Origin of the sequence: Bacillus cereus group sp. MYBKT14-1 (genome assembly GCF_051915185.1) — a bacterium.
GTDB classification, from domain to species: Bacteria; Bacillota; Bacilli; order Bacillales; family Bacillaceae_G; genus Bacillus_A; species Bacillus_A cereus.
The window spans coordinates 45,408-62,599 of the sequence record NZ_JBQAEF010000004.1 but is presented as its reverse complement, the minus strand read 5'-3'; the positions used below and the strand labels follow the sequence as shown (position 1 = coordinate 62,599).

Genomic DNA, 17,192 nt, shown 5'->3' with positions numbered 1-17,192 from the left:
TTGCTGACAAAACTAAGAGATATATTATTAAATTGAAATTAAACAATGTTATGGCAAGATTAACTGTAAGCATTGGTTTATTGATTCTCGCGGTTCTGTAGGTTAAACCGCAATTCTAGGGAAGAATTAATAATTTACTATTCATAGGGTGCTTGATTCAAATATAGTTAATAAATTTTTGTTATTTATATTTGAAAAAATAGAGTATCGAAATGAGAGATAAGTAAAATCCTTACATCCTATTAGAAGTAAAAACTAACGATATTACCCTATCTGAAAGATTTCTCCTTCTTAACTAGTTTACAAAGAGAGAGGTCGTACAAGTTATATGAATTAAGTTATAAAAACAATGGTAAAGGAGTGTACAGAATGAAAACTAAAATAATTACAGGATTATTAGTCACATCCATTGTAACTGGAGGAAATATTCCTATCAATACTCTCGCAACACCAATCGTTCAAGCGGAAACTCAACAGGAAGGCATGGATATTTCCTCTTCATTACGAAAATTAGGTGCGCAATCTAAATTAATTCAAACGTATATTGATCAATCTTTAATGAGTCCTAATGTACAGTTAGAGGAAGTGACAGCTTTAAATACAAATCAATTCCTAATCAAACAAGATATGAAGGAATGGTCATCGGAACTCTATCCACAGTTAATTCTATTAAATTCAAAAAGTAAAGGATTTGTAACAAAATTTAATAGCTATTACCCGACATTAAAATCGTTTGTAGACAATAAAGAAGATAGAGAAGGGTTTTCGGATAGACTTGAAGTACTTCAAGAAATGGCTATGACGAATCAAGAAAATACGCAACGACAAATCAATGAATTAACAGATCTTAAATTACAGCTTGATAAAAAACTAAAAGATTTTGATACTGATGTGGCAACTGCGCAAGGCATACTAAGTACAGATGGAACAGGAAAAATAGATCAGTTAAAAAATGAAATATTAAATACCAAAAAAGCAATTCAAAATGATTTACAGCAAATTGCATTAATACCAGGGGCTTTAAATGAACAGGGATTTGCTATATTCAAAGAAGTTTATAGTCTTTCAAAAGAAATTATTGAACCAGCTGCTCAAGCAGGGGTGGCAGCATATAACAAGGGAAAAGAAATTAACAACTCTATTCTAGAAGCTGAGAAAAAAGCAGTGCAAGAAGCAACAGAGCAAGGTAAAACGGCTCTAGAGATTGAATCAGCAAAAAAAGCAGCTCGTGAAGCAATTGAGAAAAGCAAACAAGGTGAAATAGCAGCCGCAGCCGCAGCAAAAACACAAGAGTATGACCTGATGAAGGTCATTGATACCGAAAAGATTAAGAAAACATTTGGCGTTTTTGCTGAAGTAAATAAATTAACAGCAGAACAGCGAGCATATTTAGATGATTTAGAGAAACAAAATCAAAAGATATATGATTTAACAACGAAATTATCAATAGCTGATTTACAAAAATCAATGCTTCTTCTTACACAAAATGATTTGCATACGTTTGCAAATCAAGTAGATGTAGAACTGGATCTACTAAAGCGCTATAAAGAAGATTTAAATCTAATAAAAAATAGCATTACAAAATTATCTACTAATGTTGATACAACTAACGAGCAGTCTCAAAAAGATACATTAAGACAATTAAAAAATGTAATAAGTTACCTTGAAGAACAAGTATATAAATTTTAATATTTCGTTTTTGGGGAATTCATAAAGATTATAAGCATTTAGCGAAAGAAGGAGAATAGTTATGAAAAAATTTCCATTCAAAGTATTAACTTTAGCTACATTAGCAACTGTTATAACTGCTACTACCGGTAACACTATTCATGCATTTGCACAAGAAACGACCGCTCAAGAACAAAAAGTAGGCAATTATGCATTAGGCCCCGAAGGACTGAAGAAAGCATTGGCTGAAACAGGGTCTCATATTCTAGTAATGGATTTATACGCAAAAACAATGATTAAGCAACCAAATGTAAATTTATCTAATATCGATTTAGGCTCAGAGGGGGGAGAGTTGCTCAAAAATATTCACCTTAATCAAGAGCTGTCACGAATCAATGCAAATTACTGGTTAGATACAGCGAAGCCACAGATTCAAAAAACTGCTCGTAATATTGTAAATTACGATGAACAATTTCAAAATTATTACGACACATTAGTAGAAACTGTACAAAAGAAAGATAAGGCAGGTCTAAAAGAGGGTATAAATGATTTAATTACTACAATCAATACAAATTCAAAAGAAGTTACAGATGTGATTAAGATGCTACAAGACTTCAAAGGGAAACTATATCAAAATTCTACAGATTTTAAAAATAATGTTGGTGGTCCAGATGGGAAAGGTGGATTAACTGCAATATTAGCAGGTCAACAGGCAACGATTCCACAACTTCAAGCTGAAATTGAGCAACTTCGTTCTACTCAGAAAAAACATTTTGATGATGTATTAGCATGGTCAATTGGTGGTGGATTGGGAGCAGCTATTTTAGTTATTGCAGCTATTGGGGGAGCGGTAGTTATTGTTGTAACTGGCGGTACAGCAACACCGGCTGTTGTTGGTGGACTCTCGGCTCTTGGTGCAGCTGGTATCGGTCTAGGAACTGCGGCTGGTGTCACAGCATCTAAGCATATGGACTCTTATAATGAAATTTCTAACAAAATCGGAGAATTAAGTATGAAAGCAGATCGTGCTAATCAAGCAGTTCTTTCGCTTACTAACGCGAAAGAAACATTGGCATATTTATATCAGACTGTAGATCAAGCGATATTGTCTCTAACAAATATTCAAAAGCAATGGAATACAATGGGCGCAAATTATACAGATTTACTGGATAATATCGATTCTATGCAAGACCACAAATTCTCTTTAATACCAGATGATTTAAAAGCCGCTAAAGAAAGTTGGAATGATATTCATAAAGATGCAGAATTTATTTCAAAAGATATTGCTTTTAAACAGGAGTAGAACTGAAATATAAAACCTAAATTGGAGGAAAATGAAATGATAAAAAAAATCCCTTATAAATTACTCGCTGTATCGACGCTATTAACTATTACAACTGCTAATGTAGTTTCACCAGTAACAACTTTTGCAAGTGAAATTGAACAAACGAATAATGGAGATACGGCTCTTTCTGCAAATGAAGCGAGAATGAAAGAGACCTTGCAAAAGGCTGGATTATTTGCAAAATCTATGAATGCCTATTCTTATATGTTAATTAAGAATCCTGATGTGAATTTTGAGGGAATTACCATTAATGGATATGTAGATTTACCTGGTAGAATCGTACAAGATCAAAAGAATGCAAGGTCACATGCTGTTACTTGGGATACGAAAGTAAAAAAACAGCTTTTAGATACATTGAATGGTATTGTTGAATACGATACAACATTTGACAATTATTATGAAACAATGGTAGAAGCGATTAATACAGGGGATGGAGAAACTTTAAAAGAAGGGATTACAGATTTGCGAGGTGAAATTCAACAAAATCAAAAGTATGCACAACAACTAATAGAAGAATTAACTAAATTAAGAGACTCTATTGGACATGATGTTAGAGCTTTTGGAAGTAATAAAGAGCTCTTGCAGTCAATTTTAAAAAATCAAGGTGCAGATGTTGATGCCGATCAAAAGCGTCTAGAAGAAGTATTAGGATCAGTAAACTATTATAAACAATTAGAATCTGATGGGTTTAATGTAATGAAGGGTGCTATTTTGGGTCTACCAATAATTGGTGGTATTATAGTGGGAGTAGCAAGGGATAATTTAGGTAAGTTAGAGCCTTTATTAGCAGAATTACGTCAGACCGTGGATTATAAAGTAACCTTAAATCGTGTAGTTGGAGTTGCTTACAGTAATATTAATGAAATGCACAAGGCGCTTGATGATGCCATTAACGCTCTTACTTATATGTCCACGCAGTGGCATGATTTAGATTCTCAATATTCGGGCGTTCTAGGGCATATTGAGAATGCAACTCAAAAAGCCGATCAAAATAAATTTAAATTCTTAAAACCTAATTTAAATGCAGCGAAAGACAGTTGGAAAACATTACGAACAGATGCTGTTACATTAAAAGAAGGAATAAAGGAATTAAAAGTGGAAACTGTTACTCCACAAAAATAGGGAAATATTAATTCTGTTGTAAAGTGAACTAAAACATGGAAAGTCTATGATTACACTGTTAAACAGAAAAGTAATAATTAATAAATCCTTATATAACAGAAAGGCGGAGTCTCATTAAAGACTTCGCCTTTCAATTATATATAAGTATGATTCGAATAAAAAATAACCTTGTAGTTTAATTGCTTTTTTAAAATTTGCAACAGAATCGGTTAATTTGAAGTAGATTATATACATTTTCTTTAATACTTAATGATTTGAAGGCTGCTAAAGAAAGTTCAAACGATACTGATAAAAGATGTAGAACTCATTTTGAAAGACATCGCTTTTTAATAAGATTAGAACTTGAAACCATACCTTATATAGGAGGAATACGAAATGATGAAAAAAATCCCTAATAAACTACTCGCTATATCAGCGTTTTTAACTATAACAACTACTTATGCAGTCATACCACTAGAAACTTTTGCAATTGAAATTGAACAAACGAACATTGAAAATATATCTCTTTCAGCAAATGAAGAACAGATGAAAAAAGCTTTGCAAGATGCTGGTTTATTTGCAAAAGCTATGAATGAATATTCTTATTTGCTAATTCATAATCCAGATGTGAGTTTTGAAGGAATAACTATTAATGGAAATGCGGATTTACCTAGTAAAATTGTACAAGATCAAAAGAATGCAAGAGCACATGCTGTTACATGGAATACACAAGTAAAAAAACAGCTTTTAGATACATTGACAGGCATTATAGAATACGATACAAAATTTGAAAATTATTATGAAACATTAGTAGAGGCGATCAATACTGGAAATGGAGATACTTTAAAAAAAGGGATTACAGATTTACAGGGAGGAATTCAACAAAATCAAAAGTCTACAAAAGCATTAATAGAAGAATTAATGCAATTAAAAAATGCTATTGGAGAAGATGTTAGAACATTTGGAAGTCATAAAGAGACATTGCAATCGATTTTAAAAAACCAAGGTGCCGATGTGGAGGCTGACCAAAAGCGTCTAGAGGACCTTTTAGGACAAGTAAAATATCAGAAAGATATAGAATCTAAGGGGTTAGACATGGTGAAAATTCCCTTTATTCCAACCTTGATTGCTGGTGGCATAATGATAGGTGATGCAAGAGGTAAGTTAGGTTGGCTAGAACCTGAATTAGCAAAATTGCGTCAGACTGTAGATTATAAAATAACATTGAATCGTGTAGTTGGAGTTGCATTTCATAATATTAGTGATATGCATAGTATGCTTGATAGTGCTATCACTGCTCTTACCTATATGTCTACGCAATGGGAGGATTTAGATTCTCAATATTCGGGTGTACTGGAACATATTGATAAAGCTGATCAAAAAGCTGATCAAAATAAATATAAATTCTTAACCCCTAGCTTAAATGCAGCGAAAAACAGTTGGAAAACATTAAAAACAGATGTTGTCACTTTGCAAGAAGGGATAAAAATTGCAGAGAAAAAAGAACAGGATTTTTTGAATCAGCTTCGTCCATCAAACGTTTTCTACTTTTATAAAAAGATTCATAACGCATACACTTTTGAAATAAAGACTGGAACAAATGCGCCAAATGCGTCTTATAAAGTTATGAATTTAACTAAAAACACTGTTCATAATATGTGGAGTGGAGGGGCTAATACTAACATGTGGGCTGATTGGCTTTCATTCAATCCAAATGATGAATTTGCGGTAGTAGCAGTAGTGAATGGTAAAGAATATGTTGTGTATAAAGACAAAGTACAAAATATAATGAACTGAATCTGAAAGTAACGAAGTAATTGGAGCTGGACAATAAACTAGACAACAAGTTAATTGAAAAATTGTAATGGCATATTTCTCCTTATGTCCTAGAATACTTAGCTCAAGAAAAAGTAAATATTGAACCAAGGCGTTACTTGCATTATGTGGATGGCTTTACCGAAAGGTTTCAAGTACATTACTCATACAATTATGTAGTTATCCTGAAGCATCTACAGGTGTTCTTATCGACCTTGAGGAACTACTTAGCTTCCTAAGTGTAGTAATTTTATGCAAAATTAAGTGAACGTTTTTGTACATAGATTAGTTGACATTCATATAGATTTTTTCCATTTTCAAAGATAGTTTTGTTTTTTATGTTATTTTTCAAAAATTACTGTTGAAGTTCCTATATTCATGACTCAGTATATAATTATTGTTTGATGAAATGACATACCACGTCCCTTAGAGTTTCAGACATACTACGATAACTTAAAGAAAAAAGATAATAGTAGTCAACGGTTACTATTATCTTTTTTGAACTATTTTTCATTAAATTTTCCAGATTTTATCCTAGTTTAAAATTTATGCATTTGAACTGTTTATACAATTTGTAGGATTTTTAGCTTTTTTGTCGAATACACTTAATGCAAGGAGGGACATTACATGATTATTAAAGATTATTTCATCAACCTTTCTATTTTTTCTTTATTAGTTAGCGCAGCAATATTTATTCAAGTGTTTACAATTAATTCTAGTCGATATTTCGAAAAGCTCTATGGAGGGATTATTGCAGTTACGTTAATGTTCTTTTCTTTTCCATACATGGGATTTTCCTACGATCTTCGAGTTGTTCCTCTTATTCTATCTTTTATTTACTTTGGTCGTATTGCTGGTTGGATTACGCTAATTAGCATAATATTAATGCGTATTTTTTACATTGGAGAGTATTGGGAACCTCCTGTGATTGCTTATTTATGTATGGGGATTCTATTTTCTACTTTTAAAATTTATGTAAAAAAACTACATCCTTTTAAAAGTGCATCTTTATATTTTTCTGTTTTTATTGGAATAAAGTGGTTAGTTGGGGTATTATTTAACACTACATTACTTTACACAGGAGGCTTATTATATATAGCGTTAGGACTTTTAATTGGGCTATTTCTTATGGAAGCCTACCAGAGATTGTATTATTTAACACAGGACTTATCTAAAATGAATCGAGAATTAAAAAAATCGAAGCAAGAACTTACAGATACCGTACATGAGCTTCAAGGAGGAATTTTTAAATTTAAAAAAGTGGATAAGCACTTTATACACACTTTATGTGATGGACAGTTTTATTATCAAAACGGATTTTATTCTGAACAGGTGGTAGGAAAAAGCTTACGTACTATTGATGCTTCTATTATTCCTCCACATTTAGTTCCACAATTGATGAAGTACTATCTCCAGGCATGGGAAGGAAAAGAAATTATATTTGAATTACCTTGGCCAAATGATAAAACTATTATTCTTATTGCGCTTAGGCCAATTAAACGAAATGGACAAGTTATTGAAGTTGTTGGTTCTACAGTTGATATAACCGAAAGGAAAAAGGTAGAATCAGAATTAAGCGCTACCAAAGAATTATTAGAATCATTTATAAAGCATAATCTAGATGCTATTACCATTTCTGATCGAGAAGGGCATATTTTACAAGCCAATAAAGCTTATGAAAAGATATTTGGGTGGTCATCACAAGAAATCATAGGTAAGAGATTACCTTGTGTACCGGATTTTTTAATGGAAGAATCGCTTGAAAATATTCAGAAAATTCTAACAGGAGAATCGGTGGTTACTAGATTAGAAACTGTTAGACAACGGAGTGATGGGAGTCTTCTTGATATCAGTCTGACAGTTTCTCCTATACTAGATGTAAGAGGAAATGTGATAGCTTTATCAGCAATATGTAGAGACATCTCTGAAAGAAAACAAGCAGAAAGAGAACGGCATCGATTACACCAGCAATTAAGAGATAGTGAAATGAAGTACCGTGCACTAATTGAACAAGCAACTGATGCGGTATATGTAGTAGAGCTAAATGAAGATAATGCTCCAAGTCGATTTATTGAGGTAAACCCTGTTGGGTGTAGAAGATTTGGATATAGTAGAGAAGAGTTGCTCTCATTATCATTTTCAAATATAGTACCACAAGATTCTCAAATGATCGTAAGGCTATTAGAAAAAATTAAAAAGGGAGAAACTTCCTTCACTTTGCAAGATGAATATGTTTTTCCAACAGGAAAAGTAATAACAACTGAGTTTAGTGTTCGTGTTTTTAACTTAAATGGTAAAAAGGTTTTCCTAAGTATTTCTCGTGATATCACTGAACGGCTAAAAACAGAAGAATTATTACGAAAATCTGAAAAACTTGCTGTTGTAGGACAATTAGCGACTGTAATGGCTCATGAGATTAATAATCCATTAACTGCAATGAAAGGGTTCATGCAATTACTAAAATCAACGGAAAATGAGAATAATCAGGGTTATATTAATATAATATCATCAGAGATTGAGCGTATAGAGAGCATTACAACTGAATTTATGGCGGTAGCCAAACCACAGGTAGTAAAAATGCAACCTAATAATATGAGTGTGCTAATGGATCAAGTTTTAATGCTACTACAACCTCAAGCAATGATGAATAATATAAAATTTAGAATCGATCTTAACCCTGGTATTCCATTGATTTCATGTGAAGGAAATCAATTAAAACAAGTATTTGTTAATATATTAAAAAATGCAATTGAATCTATGCCGATGGGAGGGGAAATTCTGATTCAAATAAATATACTTGATAATAATCAAGTAAGCATTCGTTTTATCGATCAAGGGTGTGGGATTCCAAAAGAACGTATACCATACCTCGGAGAACCTTTTTATAGTATTAAAGAAGAGGGGATTGGCTTAGGATTAATGATCTGTTATAAAATCATTGAAACACATCAGGGAAAGATATTTATTAAGAGTGAAATGAATAAGGGGACTACAGTTGAAGTCACTCTCCCTATTTGTACACTTCAAAATTAAGATATTCTCTTACTGAAATTTTTTAAGAAACCATACAGAATGTAATGCCAATGTTACTTAATGAAATAATAAAGAGAAGAACACTGGTAAAATTGTACCCTATAGAATAGACATTTGAAAAAGCTTGTTATAAAAACATCCTTTCTTTAGAACCAAAAGAAAGGATGTTTTTAATATCGTAATTCTTCTTGAAAATATTTCTGATATTTACTTGTAATACATTTTTTTAACTAATTTTGGTTAAGTTATTTTCAAAGGCGTTATTATTAATTCAATAAGTATACTTACATATCACCATCTCTAATTTTAAAAACTGCAATTTCCTGAAAACTATATATAGTTTCTTTCTGAAAGGAAGGGTATTATCAATTGAAACCACATGAAAGAATATCTGTTTACCCAATAGAATCTTTGCAGGATTTAATGAAATTACTAAAAAAATCTAAAGATTTTATAACGTTGGAGATCGCTTCAAACAAATCCTCTATAGTCATTTCATATTTTAGAACCTTAATCGATGTAAATATATTTCATGAAGAGGTTTTAACTTATATAAAAGAGAAGAGCTTCGATTCATTACAAGATATTCGGTCTGTCTTACCCTTTGAAAATTCAAAAATAACAAATCAAATGGAAGATATTCAGGATAGTATTTTAAACGGCTATATACTTATTCAGTTCGATACAGATAAATTAAATTGTTTGTTAGTAAATGTGTCAAAGAAAGAAAAAAGGGATATTACAAAAGCTGAAATTGAATACAATATTGTGGGTCCGCAAATCGCATTTGTCGAAGATTTAGATGTGAATTTAAATTTGGTACGTAGAAAGCTTCCAACACCCTATTTACAAATGAAGGAATTGAAAGTAGGCGCGCTCTCTAACACAACTGTTGCAATTGTATTTATTGAGGGAATTGTAAATGATCAAAATCTACAAGAAATTATAAAACGGGTAAGCCAAATAAAAACAGACCATGTTTTGGATAGTACTTATTTGATTCAGTTAATTGCAGACAACCCGAATTCTATATTCCCTCAATTTTTGAATACAGAACGTCCGGACCGTGTAGCAGCTGTATTAGCAGAAGGGAAAATTGTACTTTTTGTAGATGGCTCGCCTTATGCTATCACTCTTCCAACAACATTAATTGACTTTTTTTCTACGACAGAAGATTATACCATGCCTTGGATTATGGCCTCATTTTTTCGACTGTTAAGGATTTTTGCTTTTATCTTTTCTGTTTTAACGACTCCATTATATGTTTCGATCTTAACATATCATTATGAGCTAATTCCAAAAGAACTTCTTGAAACGTTGATCATATCGAGAAGTAAAGTACCTTTTCCTCCAGTCATTGAAGCACTTTTTTTAGAAATAACGATTGAATTACTGAGAGAAGCGGGGACACGTTTACCAACTAAAGTGGGTCTAACTGTCGGTATAGTAGGGGGTATTGTTATTGGACAAGCATCGGTAGAGGCAAGTCTTACAAGTAACGTACTTATTATTATTGTTGCACTTTCAGCTCTTAGTTCATTTACAGCACCAATATATCGAATTGGTAATACAATTCGAGTAATTCGTTTTCCTTTTATAATAGCTGCACACCTGTTGGGCTTATTAGGAATTGTTTTAACAAGTTCTTTACTTTTAGCACGCCTATTACGTACAGAATCATTAAGACGTCCTTATTTGTTCCCTTTTTATCCTACACGCCCTACAGATTGGAAAGACAGCATTATACGTATGCCAATCTCAGCGATGTTCCGACGTCCTATTTTTTCAAGGTCTAAACAGCGTTTTCGTTTTAATCCAGAAGAGGTAGAGAAAAATAAAATCAAATCACGAAATGATTTTGATGATTGAAATTAACAGGGAGGAGCATTATGAAACAGGTCCCAATTGAGTATCAAGTCTCTCCATATATGGTGTTTTTTTTAATTATTACTATACAGATGGGGGTTGGTATGCTTGGTTTTGAAAGGATTAGTGCAAAATTAGTTGGAAATGATGCGTGGATTAGCACGCTGCTTTTTGGAATATCTGTTAATCTTATGATTTGGATTATATATCAGATTTTAAATCAGGGTAATGGAGATATCATTGCAATCAATCAAGACGTACTTGGAAAATGGATTGGTGGATTGTTCAACTTCATTTTTTTATCTTATATTGTATTGTTAGGTGCAACAACACTACATACTTATATAGAAGTAGTACATGTTTGGATGTTTCCTTCCATTTCATCTTGGATTATAGCAGGGGCTTTTTTGGGTCTATGTTATTACATTGTGACTGGAGGATTTCGTGTAGTTGCTGGAATCGGCTTCTTTGGAATCGTTATCCCAAGCATTCTAATCTTCACATTTTTTTATCCTTTGCAGTATGCAGATTTCCAAAATTTATTTCCAATTGCACAGCATTCATTCCTAGAAATTATGAAAGGAATGAAAGGAAATATGTTTAGTTTTTTTGGATTTGAAATGTTATTGTTATACTACCCATTTATTAAAAAGGCAAGAACGTCTCAAAAATATGCGCACTATGCAAATTTAGTAACGACTATTGTCTACACATACCTTATGATTTTAACTCTTGCGTTTTTTAGTGAAAAACAACTAGCGAGCGCGATATGGGCATATTTAAGCATGATTAAAATTATACAATTTCCCTTTATAGAGCGGTTTGAATACATTATTGTTTCTGTTTGGGCTTTTTTTATATTACCCAATGTTTCCTTTACATTATGGGGAGTAAGTCGTGGTATAAAAGAGGCACTGGGAATAAAGCAAAAATATGTTTTGCCAGTTATCATCCTGTTCATCTTTGTTTTATCATTTTTCTTGAATAACCGTAATAAAATTAACTTATTAAATACTTGGACAGGTCAAATTGGCTTTGTATATATATATGTATACCTACCTATATTATGGCTAATTCAAACCGCCAAAATAAAGTTAAGGAGATAAACATGAAGCGATGGATACTTTTCCTTATAGTAAGTGTCTTCTTAATAGGTTGTGCTAAAACGAAAATTGTGGATGACATTGACTTAGTTCAAGTTGCGGCATATGATACCGAAGCAAAAGGTAAGCTAAAAGGAACCTTTGCGATTTCAGCTTATAAAGGAGGCGGGGAAGGTGAAACGAAAATCTATTCAGCATCAGGCCAGACTGGTAGAGAAGTTCTTGCAAGAGCATCCGAAAAATCTTCTGGACCTCTAGAGTTGGGGCAATTGCGTGTTATTATATTTAATGAAAAAATAATTGATAAGGGAATGCAGGAAATTTTAGAGACTTTGAACCGAAATCCTAGTGTAGGAAATGCAATTTATTTAGCAATTACAAATGTAAAAGGGGAATCACTATTAAAGGGGAACTATTCTGAAGAAAAAGAAATTGCTTCCTATCTATCCTCTTTACTGGAGCAAAATATGGATAATGGAACGCAGCCAAAAACAAATTTTTTTATGTTTTTAAACCAACTTAATGATGATGCGAGAGATTCATATTTACCGATAATATCTAAAAAAGGTAATGTGTTGGAGTTAGATGGAATAGCACTTTTTAAAAGATGTAAAATGGTTGATAAAGTAAACCCTAAAGATTTATTTGTATTTAAATTGTTGACAGATAATTTTAAACAAGGTACATACCAATTCAAACTACCTGGTTCCTCAAATACTTACGCCACGATAGAGAATATAAAAGCTAGAACAAAATATAAGATGGAGGGGAATAGTAAGCATCCATTCGTAAATGCTCATATTCAAGTTAAAGCTGAAATTCAAGAATTTACAAAAACAAAAAATCTAGATAATCCTAAAGAAATAAAAAAATTAGAAAAAATTATGGAAAAAGAAATAGAAAAAAAAGCAACTACATTGATAAAGAGATTTATTAAAAAAGACACAGATCCTATAGGACTTAGAAAGCTTGGTAGAACTCACGTAAGAAAATGGAACAGTCAAGAATGGGAAGAATCCTATAAACATTTACGTTTTCGTGTAACAGCTGATGTAAAAGTAACCCAATCTGGTGTTACAGAATAAATCAAATAAGATATGGAAAATTTTAGTAAAAAAATATAGTCTCGCAGGAGATTAGGGAGAAGAGAAACGATTAACAAAGAATTTCATAAACATTAAGATGCTTCGTTAATCGTTTTTATACCTGTAGCTTTATCACTTATAGTAATCATAATTATAATAAAAGAACACCGAAACAAATTCCCGATACCACATAATTATGAGAGGACAATAAAGCATCAAGATATAATGTATGCTTTGTCTGGAAAAAAGAATTTAAGTACTTCAAGGTTAAACACTTAACTTTAAAATAGTAAATTCGTTGCTTGTAGCACTTCAACTAGACTGTGCCCCCGAAAGTTAGAAAGGTCGGTTTATTAAGTAGCCTCTAGGGAATGAGCCTAGTACAATACGGGATTCATTTCCTTTTATTTTTCCTTGATTCTTTCATGATTATAGTATTTTATATACTTTGCTAATTCTGGTTTAAATTCTGTTATACTTTCAAATTCTTTCGATACAGAAATAGACATACAAAAACGCCATTCTTTCTTATAAATTTACAGAAAGAATGGCGTATTCTTCAAAAGTGAGTTCCTTTATTGAAAAGTTTTAGTTCTATATGACAGATAAAAGGGCAAGCAACGCTAAAATAGCGAGAAATCCTTGTTTCATGATAATTGATTTATTGGATGTGAAACCTCCGGAAATAGCTGCTACCACTACACAAATGATGAAAAATAATTGAATCATATAACCAATGGGATTGTTTCCAAGTATAAGTCCCCGAGTGAGGCCAGCTGCTAAGAATTCATTATATAAACCGTTTGCAAATTAATTGTCTAAGTATTTCTAAGTTTAAAGAGTACAGTGTCTTCGTTTTTTATTGAATCAACTTTTACATGTTGGTTCAATATTTTCTATTCTCTTGGAACTTAGTTCTCGTTTACTTCTCACAAAAGCAATAAAATCTATTATCTCTTCTGTTGACAGTGCTTCTCCATCTATTAAAAGTGTTGGATCTGGATCGTTTAGGAGTCTTGTAATATCAATTACATCTTTGTTTTGATGTGAATGATCAATTCGGCCTAATATATAATCTACAGATGTATCAAATAAATCGGCTATTTTTGATAAAGATTGTAATGAAGGTAATCTATAACCATTTTCATACCCGGCATAGGTGCTTTTCGCAATCCCAAGTCGATCTGCTGTCTCTTGTAAGGACCATTTTTGATTTTTTCTTAATTTAGATAAACGTTCCAGCATTCGTCTCATACCCCATCTAATTTTATTAAATTAATTATAACATAGAAAAAGAATCAAGAATAGAAAAAAAGTACGCGTATTGAATACAAAATCTTGATTAATTCAAATTAAGTTCTATAATGATAAATATAAATACGCATTACGCGAACGATATATCGTTGTTTATTTTATGGAGGGGTTGTGTATGAAGAAAATTTTATTACTTGCAACTGGTGGGACAATTGCATCTGTGGAGGGGAATGAGGGGCTTGTTCCAGGATTGTCCGCTGAGGAATTATTGAATTATTTTTCGAAGTCTTCTCGAAACTTAGAAATAGATTGCAAAATCTTAATGAATATTGATAGTACCAATATGCAACCTGAGCACTGGAAAGAAATAGCTAATGCTGTTTTTAATCACTATGATGACTATGACGGGTTTGTGATTACACATGGAACGGATACGTTAGCTTATACATCTTCTGCGTTATCTTATATGCTGCAAGGTTTAAGAAAACCAGTTGTTTTAACAGGTTCACAAGTACCTATTAGTTTTAAAAAGACAGACGCAAAGAAAAATGTAGCTGATGCTCTTAGGTTTGCCTGTGAGGATGTTGGCGGTGTGTTTATTGTTTTTGATAGTAGGGTGATTATTGGGACGAGAGCAGTTAAAATGCGAACAAAAAGTTATGATGCATTTGAAAGTGTGAATTATCCATATGTTGCTGAGGTAAATGAAGATGAAGTGAAATATCATTGGAAGCCAACTTCCTCACATAGTGAACTTTCAATAAATACTAATTTATGTACGGATGTTTTTCTTATGAAATTGTATCCAGGTACAAAGCCTGAGGTATTTGATTGTTTAAAAGATTTGTATAAAGGGATTATTATTGAAAGTTTTGGAAACGGTGGATTACCTTTTGAAGGAAGGAACTTGCTTTCGAAAATTCAAGAGTTGACTGAAATGGGGATTGCTGTAGTGATTACTACTCAATGCCTGGAAGAAGGAGAAGACATACTTCTCTATGAAGTAGGACGGAAAGTGGCGCAACATCAAGTAATATTGTCTGGAGATATGAATACGGAAGCCATCATAGCAAAATTGATGTGGGCGCTTGGGAAAACTAATAAATTAGAAGAGATTAAAAAAATTATTGAAGAGCCTTTAGCCTACGATTTAACAATAAAATCTGATAAGGATTGGTAATGACTTCATATGATTTATTTAGGTTTTACATTTAATATGGGGGAGAAATTAAAATGGCAATGACAAACAAGAACGTGCGAGTGGAGAATGATTTTTTGGGAGGAAAGGAATTACCTATTGAGGCATATTACGGAATTCAGACTTTACGCGCTGTTGAAAATTTCCCGATTACAGGGTATAAAATTCATGAAAGTTTAATTAGAGCGTTCGCAATTGTAAAAAAAGCAGCAGCGCTTGCGAATACAGATGTAGGAAGATTGGAATTGAACAAGGGCGGCGCGATCGCAGAAGCTGCTCAAGAAATTCTTGATGGAAAATGGCATGATCATTTCATCGTAGATCCAATTCAAGGCGGAGCGGGTACTTCAATGAACATGAATGCAAATGAAGTCATTGCAAATCGTGCTCTTGAATTATTAGGGATGGAAAAGGGAGACTATCATTATATTAGTCCAAATAGTCATGTAAATATGGCCCAATCAACAAATGATGCATTCCCAACGGCGATTCATATCGCAACGTTAAATGCATTAGAAGGCTTATTACAAACGATGGGTTATATGCATGATGTATTTGAATTAAAAGCAGAACAGTTCGATCATGTGATTAAAATGGGACGTACACATTTACAAGACGCTGTGCCAATCCGTCTTGGACAAGAATTTAAAGCATACTCTCGCGTACTTGAACGTGATATGAAACGAATTCAACAATCGCGTCAACATTTATATGAAGTAAATATGGGGGCAACTGCAGTTGGTACAGGCTTAAATGCAGATCCAGAATACATTGAAGCAGTTGTAAAACATTTAGCTGCAATCAGTGAATTACCGCTTGTTGGTGCAGAAGATTTAGTAGATGCGACGCAAAATACGGATGCGTATACTGAAGTATCTGCAGCACTGAAAGTATGTATGATGAATATGTCTAAAATTGCAAATGACCTTCGCTTAATGGCATCAGGTCCACGTGTTGGTTTAGCAGAAATTATGTTACCAGCTCGTCAACCAGGTTCATCTATTATGCCAGGGAAAGTAAATCCTGTTATGCCAGAAGTTATTAATCAAATTGCGTTCCAAGTAATAGGTAATGATCATACAATTTGCCTTGCTTCAGAAGCAGGACAATTAGAATTAAACGTGATGGAACCAGTACTCGTTTTCAACTTACTGCAATCGATTAGCATTATGAATAACGGTTTCCGTGCCTTTACAGATAATTGCTTAAAAGGAATTGAATCGAATGAAGATCGCTTAAAAGAGTATGTTGAGAAAAGTGTAGGAATTATTACAGCCGTGAACCCTCATATCGGTTATGAAGCAGCAGCTCGCGTTGCGAAAGAAGCAATCGCGACAGGGCAATCTGTTCGAGAACTTTGTGTGAAAAATGGTGTATTGTCACAAGAGGACTTAGAGTTAATTCTAGATCCATTCGAAATGACACACCCAGGGATTGCAGGAGCAACTCTTTTAAAGAAAAATTAAAAGAAGAGGGGGGACAAGTCCCTCCTCTTTGTTTACAATATAGGGATTTTATATGTGAATAGAGGTAGGGAGATTATAAGTAAGTAACAGTGGCGTTTAATAGTTCATAGAAACAAAATTAAGAGGAGCAGCAATATAATCAACATCACTTTTAAATAAAGAGGATTTATTAAAACATCTTATCATGTTAACAACAAGTTTACATGAATCTTTATAAAAAACTATGACCAACCATGAATCAATAGTTGGCCATAATAA

General features: G+C 32.8%; 11 protein-coding genes and 2 pseudogenes. 10 read left to right on the top strand and 3 right to left on the bottom strand.

What is annotated here, in order from left to right:
* Positions 1-369 precede the first annotated feature (369 nt).
* From hblC to ACTFO4_RS12780, 8 genes are all read left to right on the top strand, one after another.
* Positions 370-1,689 carry a hemolytic enterotoxin HBL lytic component L2 gene (hblC, locus tag ACTFO4_RS12815; protein ID WP_000850149.1) on the top strand — a complete coding sequence of 440 codons (1,320 nt, stop codon included), beginning with the start codon at positions 370-372 and terminating at the stop codon, positions 1,687-1,689.
* 61 nt (positions 1,690-1,750) lie between these two features.
* Positions 1,751-2,971, top strand: a complete 1,221-nt coding sequence (hblD, locus tag ACTFO4_RS12810; protein ID WP_000714435.1) for a hemolytic enterotoxin HBL lytic component L1 — start codon at positions 1,751-1,753, stop codon at positions 2,969-2,971.
* 36 nt (positions 2,972-3,007) lie between these two features.
* On the top strand, positions 3,008-4,135 hold the full coding sequence (gene hblA / locus ACTFO4_RS12805) for a hemolysin BL binding component B (RefSeq protein ID WP_440014390.1): 1,128 nt from the start codon (positions 3,008-3,010) through the stop codon (positions 4,133-4,135).
* A gap of 375 nt (positions 4,136-4,510) precedes the next feature.
* The gene (gene hblB, locus ACTFO4_RS12800; RefSeq protein ID WP_078421656.1) at positions 4,511-5,911 is read left to right on the top strand and encodes a hemolysin BL regulatory component HblB; all 1,401 of its coding nucleotides are present in this window, start codon (positions 4,511-4,513) and stop codon (positions 5,909-5,911) included.
* Between the two features lie 645 nt (positions 5,912-6,556).
* On the top strand, positions 6,557-8,962 hold the full coding sequence (locus ACTFO4_RS12795; RefSeq protein WP_326235074.1) for a PAS domain S-box protein: 2,406 nt from the start codon (positions 6,557-6,559) through the stop codon (positions 8,960-8,962).
* Between the two features lie 369 nt (positions 8,963-9,331).
* Entirely contained in the window at positions 9,332-10,831 is a 1,500-nt protein-coding gene (locus tag ACTFO4_RS12790; RefSeq protein ID WP_440014389.1) for a spore germination protein, read from the top strand.
* 20 nt (positions 10,832-10,851) lie between these two features.
* On the top strand, positions 10,852-11,934 hold the full coding sequence (locus ACTFO4_RS12785; RefSeq protein ID WP_000815828.1) for a GerAB/ArcD/ProY family transporter: 1,083 nt from the start codon (positions 10,852-10,854) through the stop codon (positions 11,932-11,934).
* Between the two features lie 2 nt (positions 11,935-11,936).
* On the top strand, positions 11,937-13,016 hold the full coding sequence (locus ACTFO4_RS12780) for a Ger(x)C family spore germination protein (protein WP_000832874.1): 1,080 nt from the start codon (positions 11,937-11,939) through the stop codon (positions 13,014-13,016).
* 404 nt (positions 13,017-13,420) lie between these two features.
* On the opposite strand, the pseudogene ACTFO4_RS12775 reads toward ACTFO4_RS12780, so the two are convergent.
* The 3 genes and pseudogenes from ACTFO4_RS12775 to ansR form a co-directional block, all read right to left on the bottom strand.
* A pseudogene (locus tag ACTFO4_RS12775) lies at positions 13,421-13,507 on the bottom strand (IS3 family transposase); the annotation flags it as partial.
* A gap of 103 nt (positions 13,508-13,610) precedes the next feature.
* Positions 13,611-13,826: pseudogene (locus ACTFO4_RS12770) on the bottom strand (DUF1304 domain-containing protein); the annotation flags it as partial.
* A 57-nt stretch (positions 13,827-13,883) separates the two neighbouring features.
* Positions 13,884-14,261 carry an HTH-type transcriptional regulator AnsR gene (ansR, locus tag ACTFO4_RS12765; RefSeq protein ID WP_000893564.1) on the bottom strand — a complete coding sequence of 126 codons (378 nt, stop codon included), beginning with the start codon at positions 14,259-14,261 and terminating at the stop codon, positions 13,884-13,886.
* A gap of 184 nt (positions 14,262-14,445) precedes the next feature.
* Here ansR and ansA point away from each other — a divergent pair, with 184 nt between their 5' ends.
* Both ansA and aspA read left to right on the top strand, forming a co-directional pair.
* Entirely contained in the window at positions 14,446-15,450 is a 1,005-nt protein-coding gene (gene ansA / locus ACTFO4_RS12760) for an asparaginase (protein ID WP_000722302.1), read from the top strand.
* Between the two features lie 53 nt (positions 15,451-15,503).
* On the top strand, positions 15,504-16,934 hold the full coding sequence (gene aspA, locus ACTFO4_RS12755) for an aspartate ammonia-lyase (RefSeq protein WP_440014388.1): 1,431 nt from the start codon (positions 15,504-15,506) through the stop codon (positions 16,932-16,934).
* Positions 16,935-17,192: the final 258 nt, after the last annotated feature.

Excerpts from the sequence above, each read along its gene's own strand:
- ansA (WP_000722302.1), top strand. The coding sequence starts at position 14,446 with ATGAAGAAAATTTTATTACTTGCAACTGGTGGGACAATTGCATCTGTG.
- hblB (WP_078421656.1), top strand. The coding sequence starts at position 4,511 with ATGATGAAAAAAATCCCTAATAAACTACTCGCTATATCAGCGTTTTTA.
- hblA (WP_440014390.1), top strand. The coding sequence starts at position 3,008 with ATGATAAAAAAAATCCCTTATAAATTACTCGCTGTATCGACGCTATTA.
- hblC (WP_000850149.1), top strand. The coding sequence starts at position 370 with ATGAAAACTAAAATAATTACAGGATTATTAGTCACATCCATTGTAACT.
- ansR (WP_000893564.1), bottom strand. The coding sequence starts at position 14,261 with ATGCTGGAACGTTTATCTAAATTAAGAAAAAATCAAAAATGGTCCTTA.
- aspA (WP_440014388.1), top strand. The coding sequence starts at position 15,504 with ATGGCAATGACAAACAAGAACGTGCGAGTGGAGAATGATTTTTTGGGA.
- hblD (WP_000714435.1), top strand. The coding sequence starts at position 1,751 with ATGAAAAAATTTCCATTCAAAGTATTAACTTTAGCTACATTAGCAACT.
- ACTFO4_RS12780 (WP_000832874.1), top strand. The coding sequence starts at position 11,937 with ATGAAGCGATGGATACTTTTCCTTATAGTAAGTGTCTTCTTAATAGGT.
- ACTFO4_RS12785 (WP_000815828.1), top strand. The coding sequence starts at position 10,852 with ATGAAACAGGTCCCAATTGAGTATCAAGTCTCTCCATATATGGTGTTT.
- ACTFO4_RS12795 (WP_326235074.1), top strand. The coding sequence starts at position 6,557 with ATGATTATTAAAGATTATTTCATCAACCTTTCTATTTTTTCTTTATTA.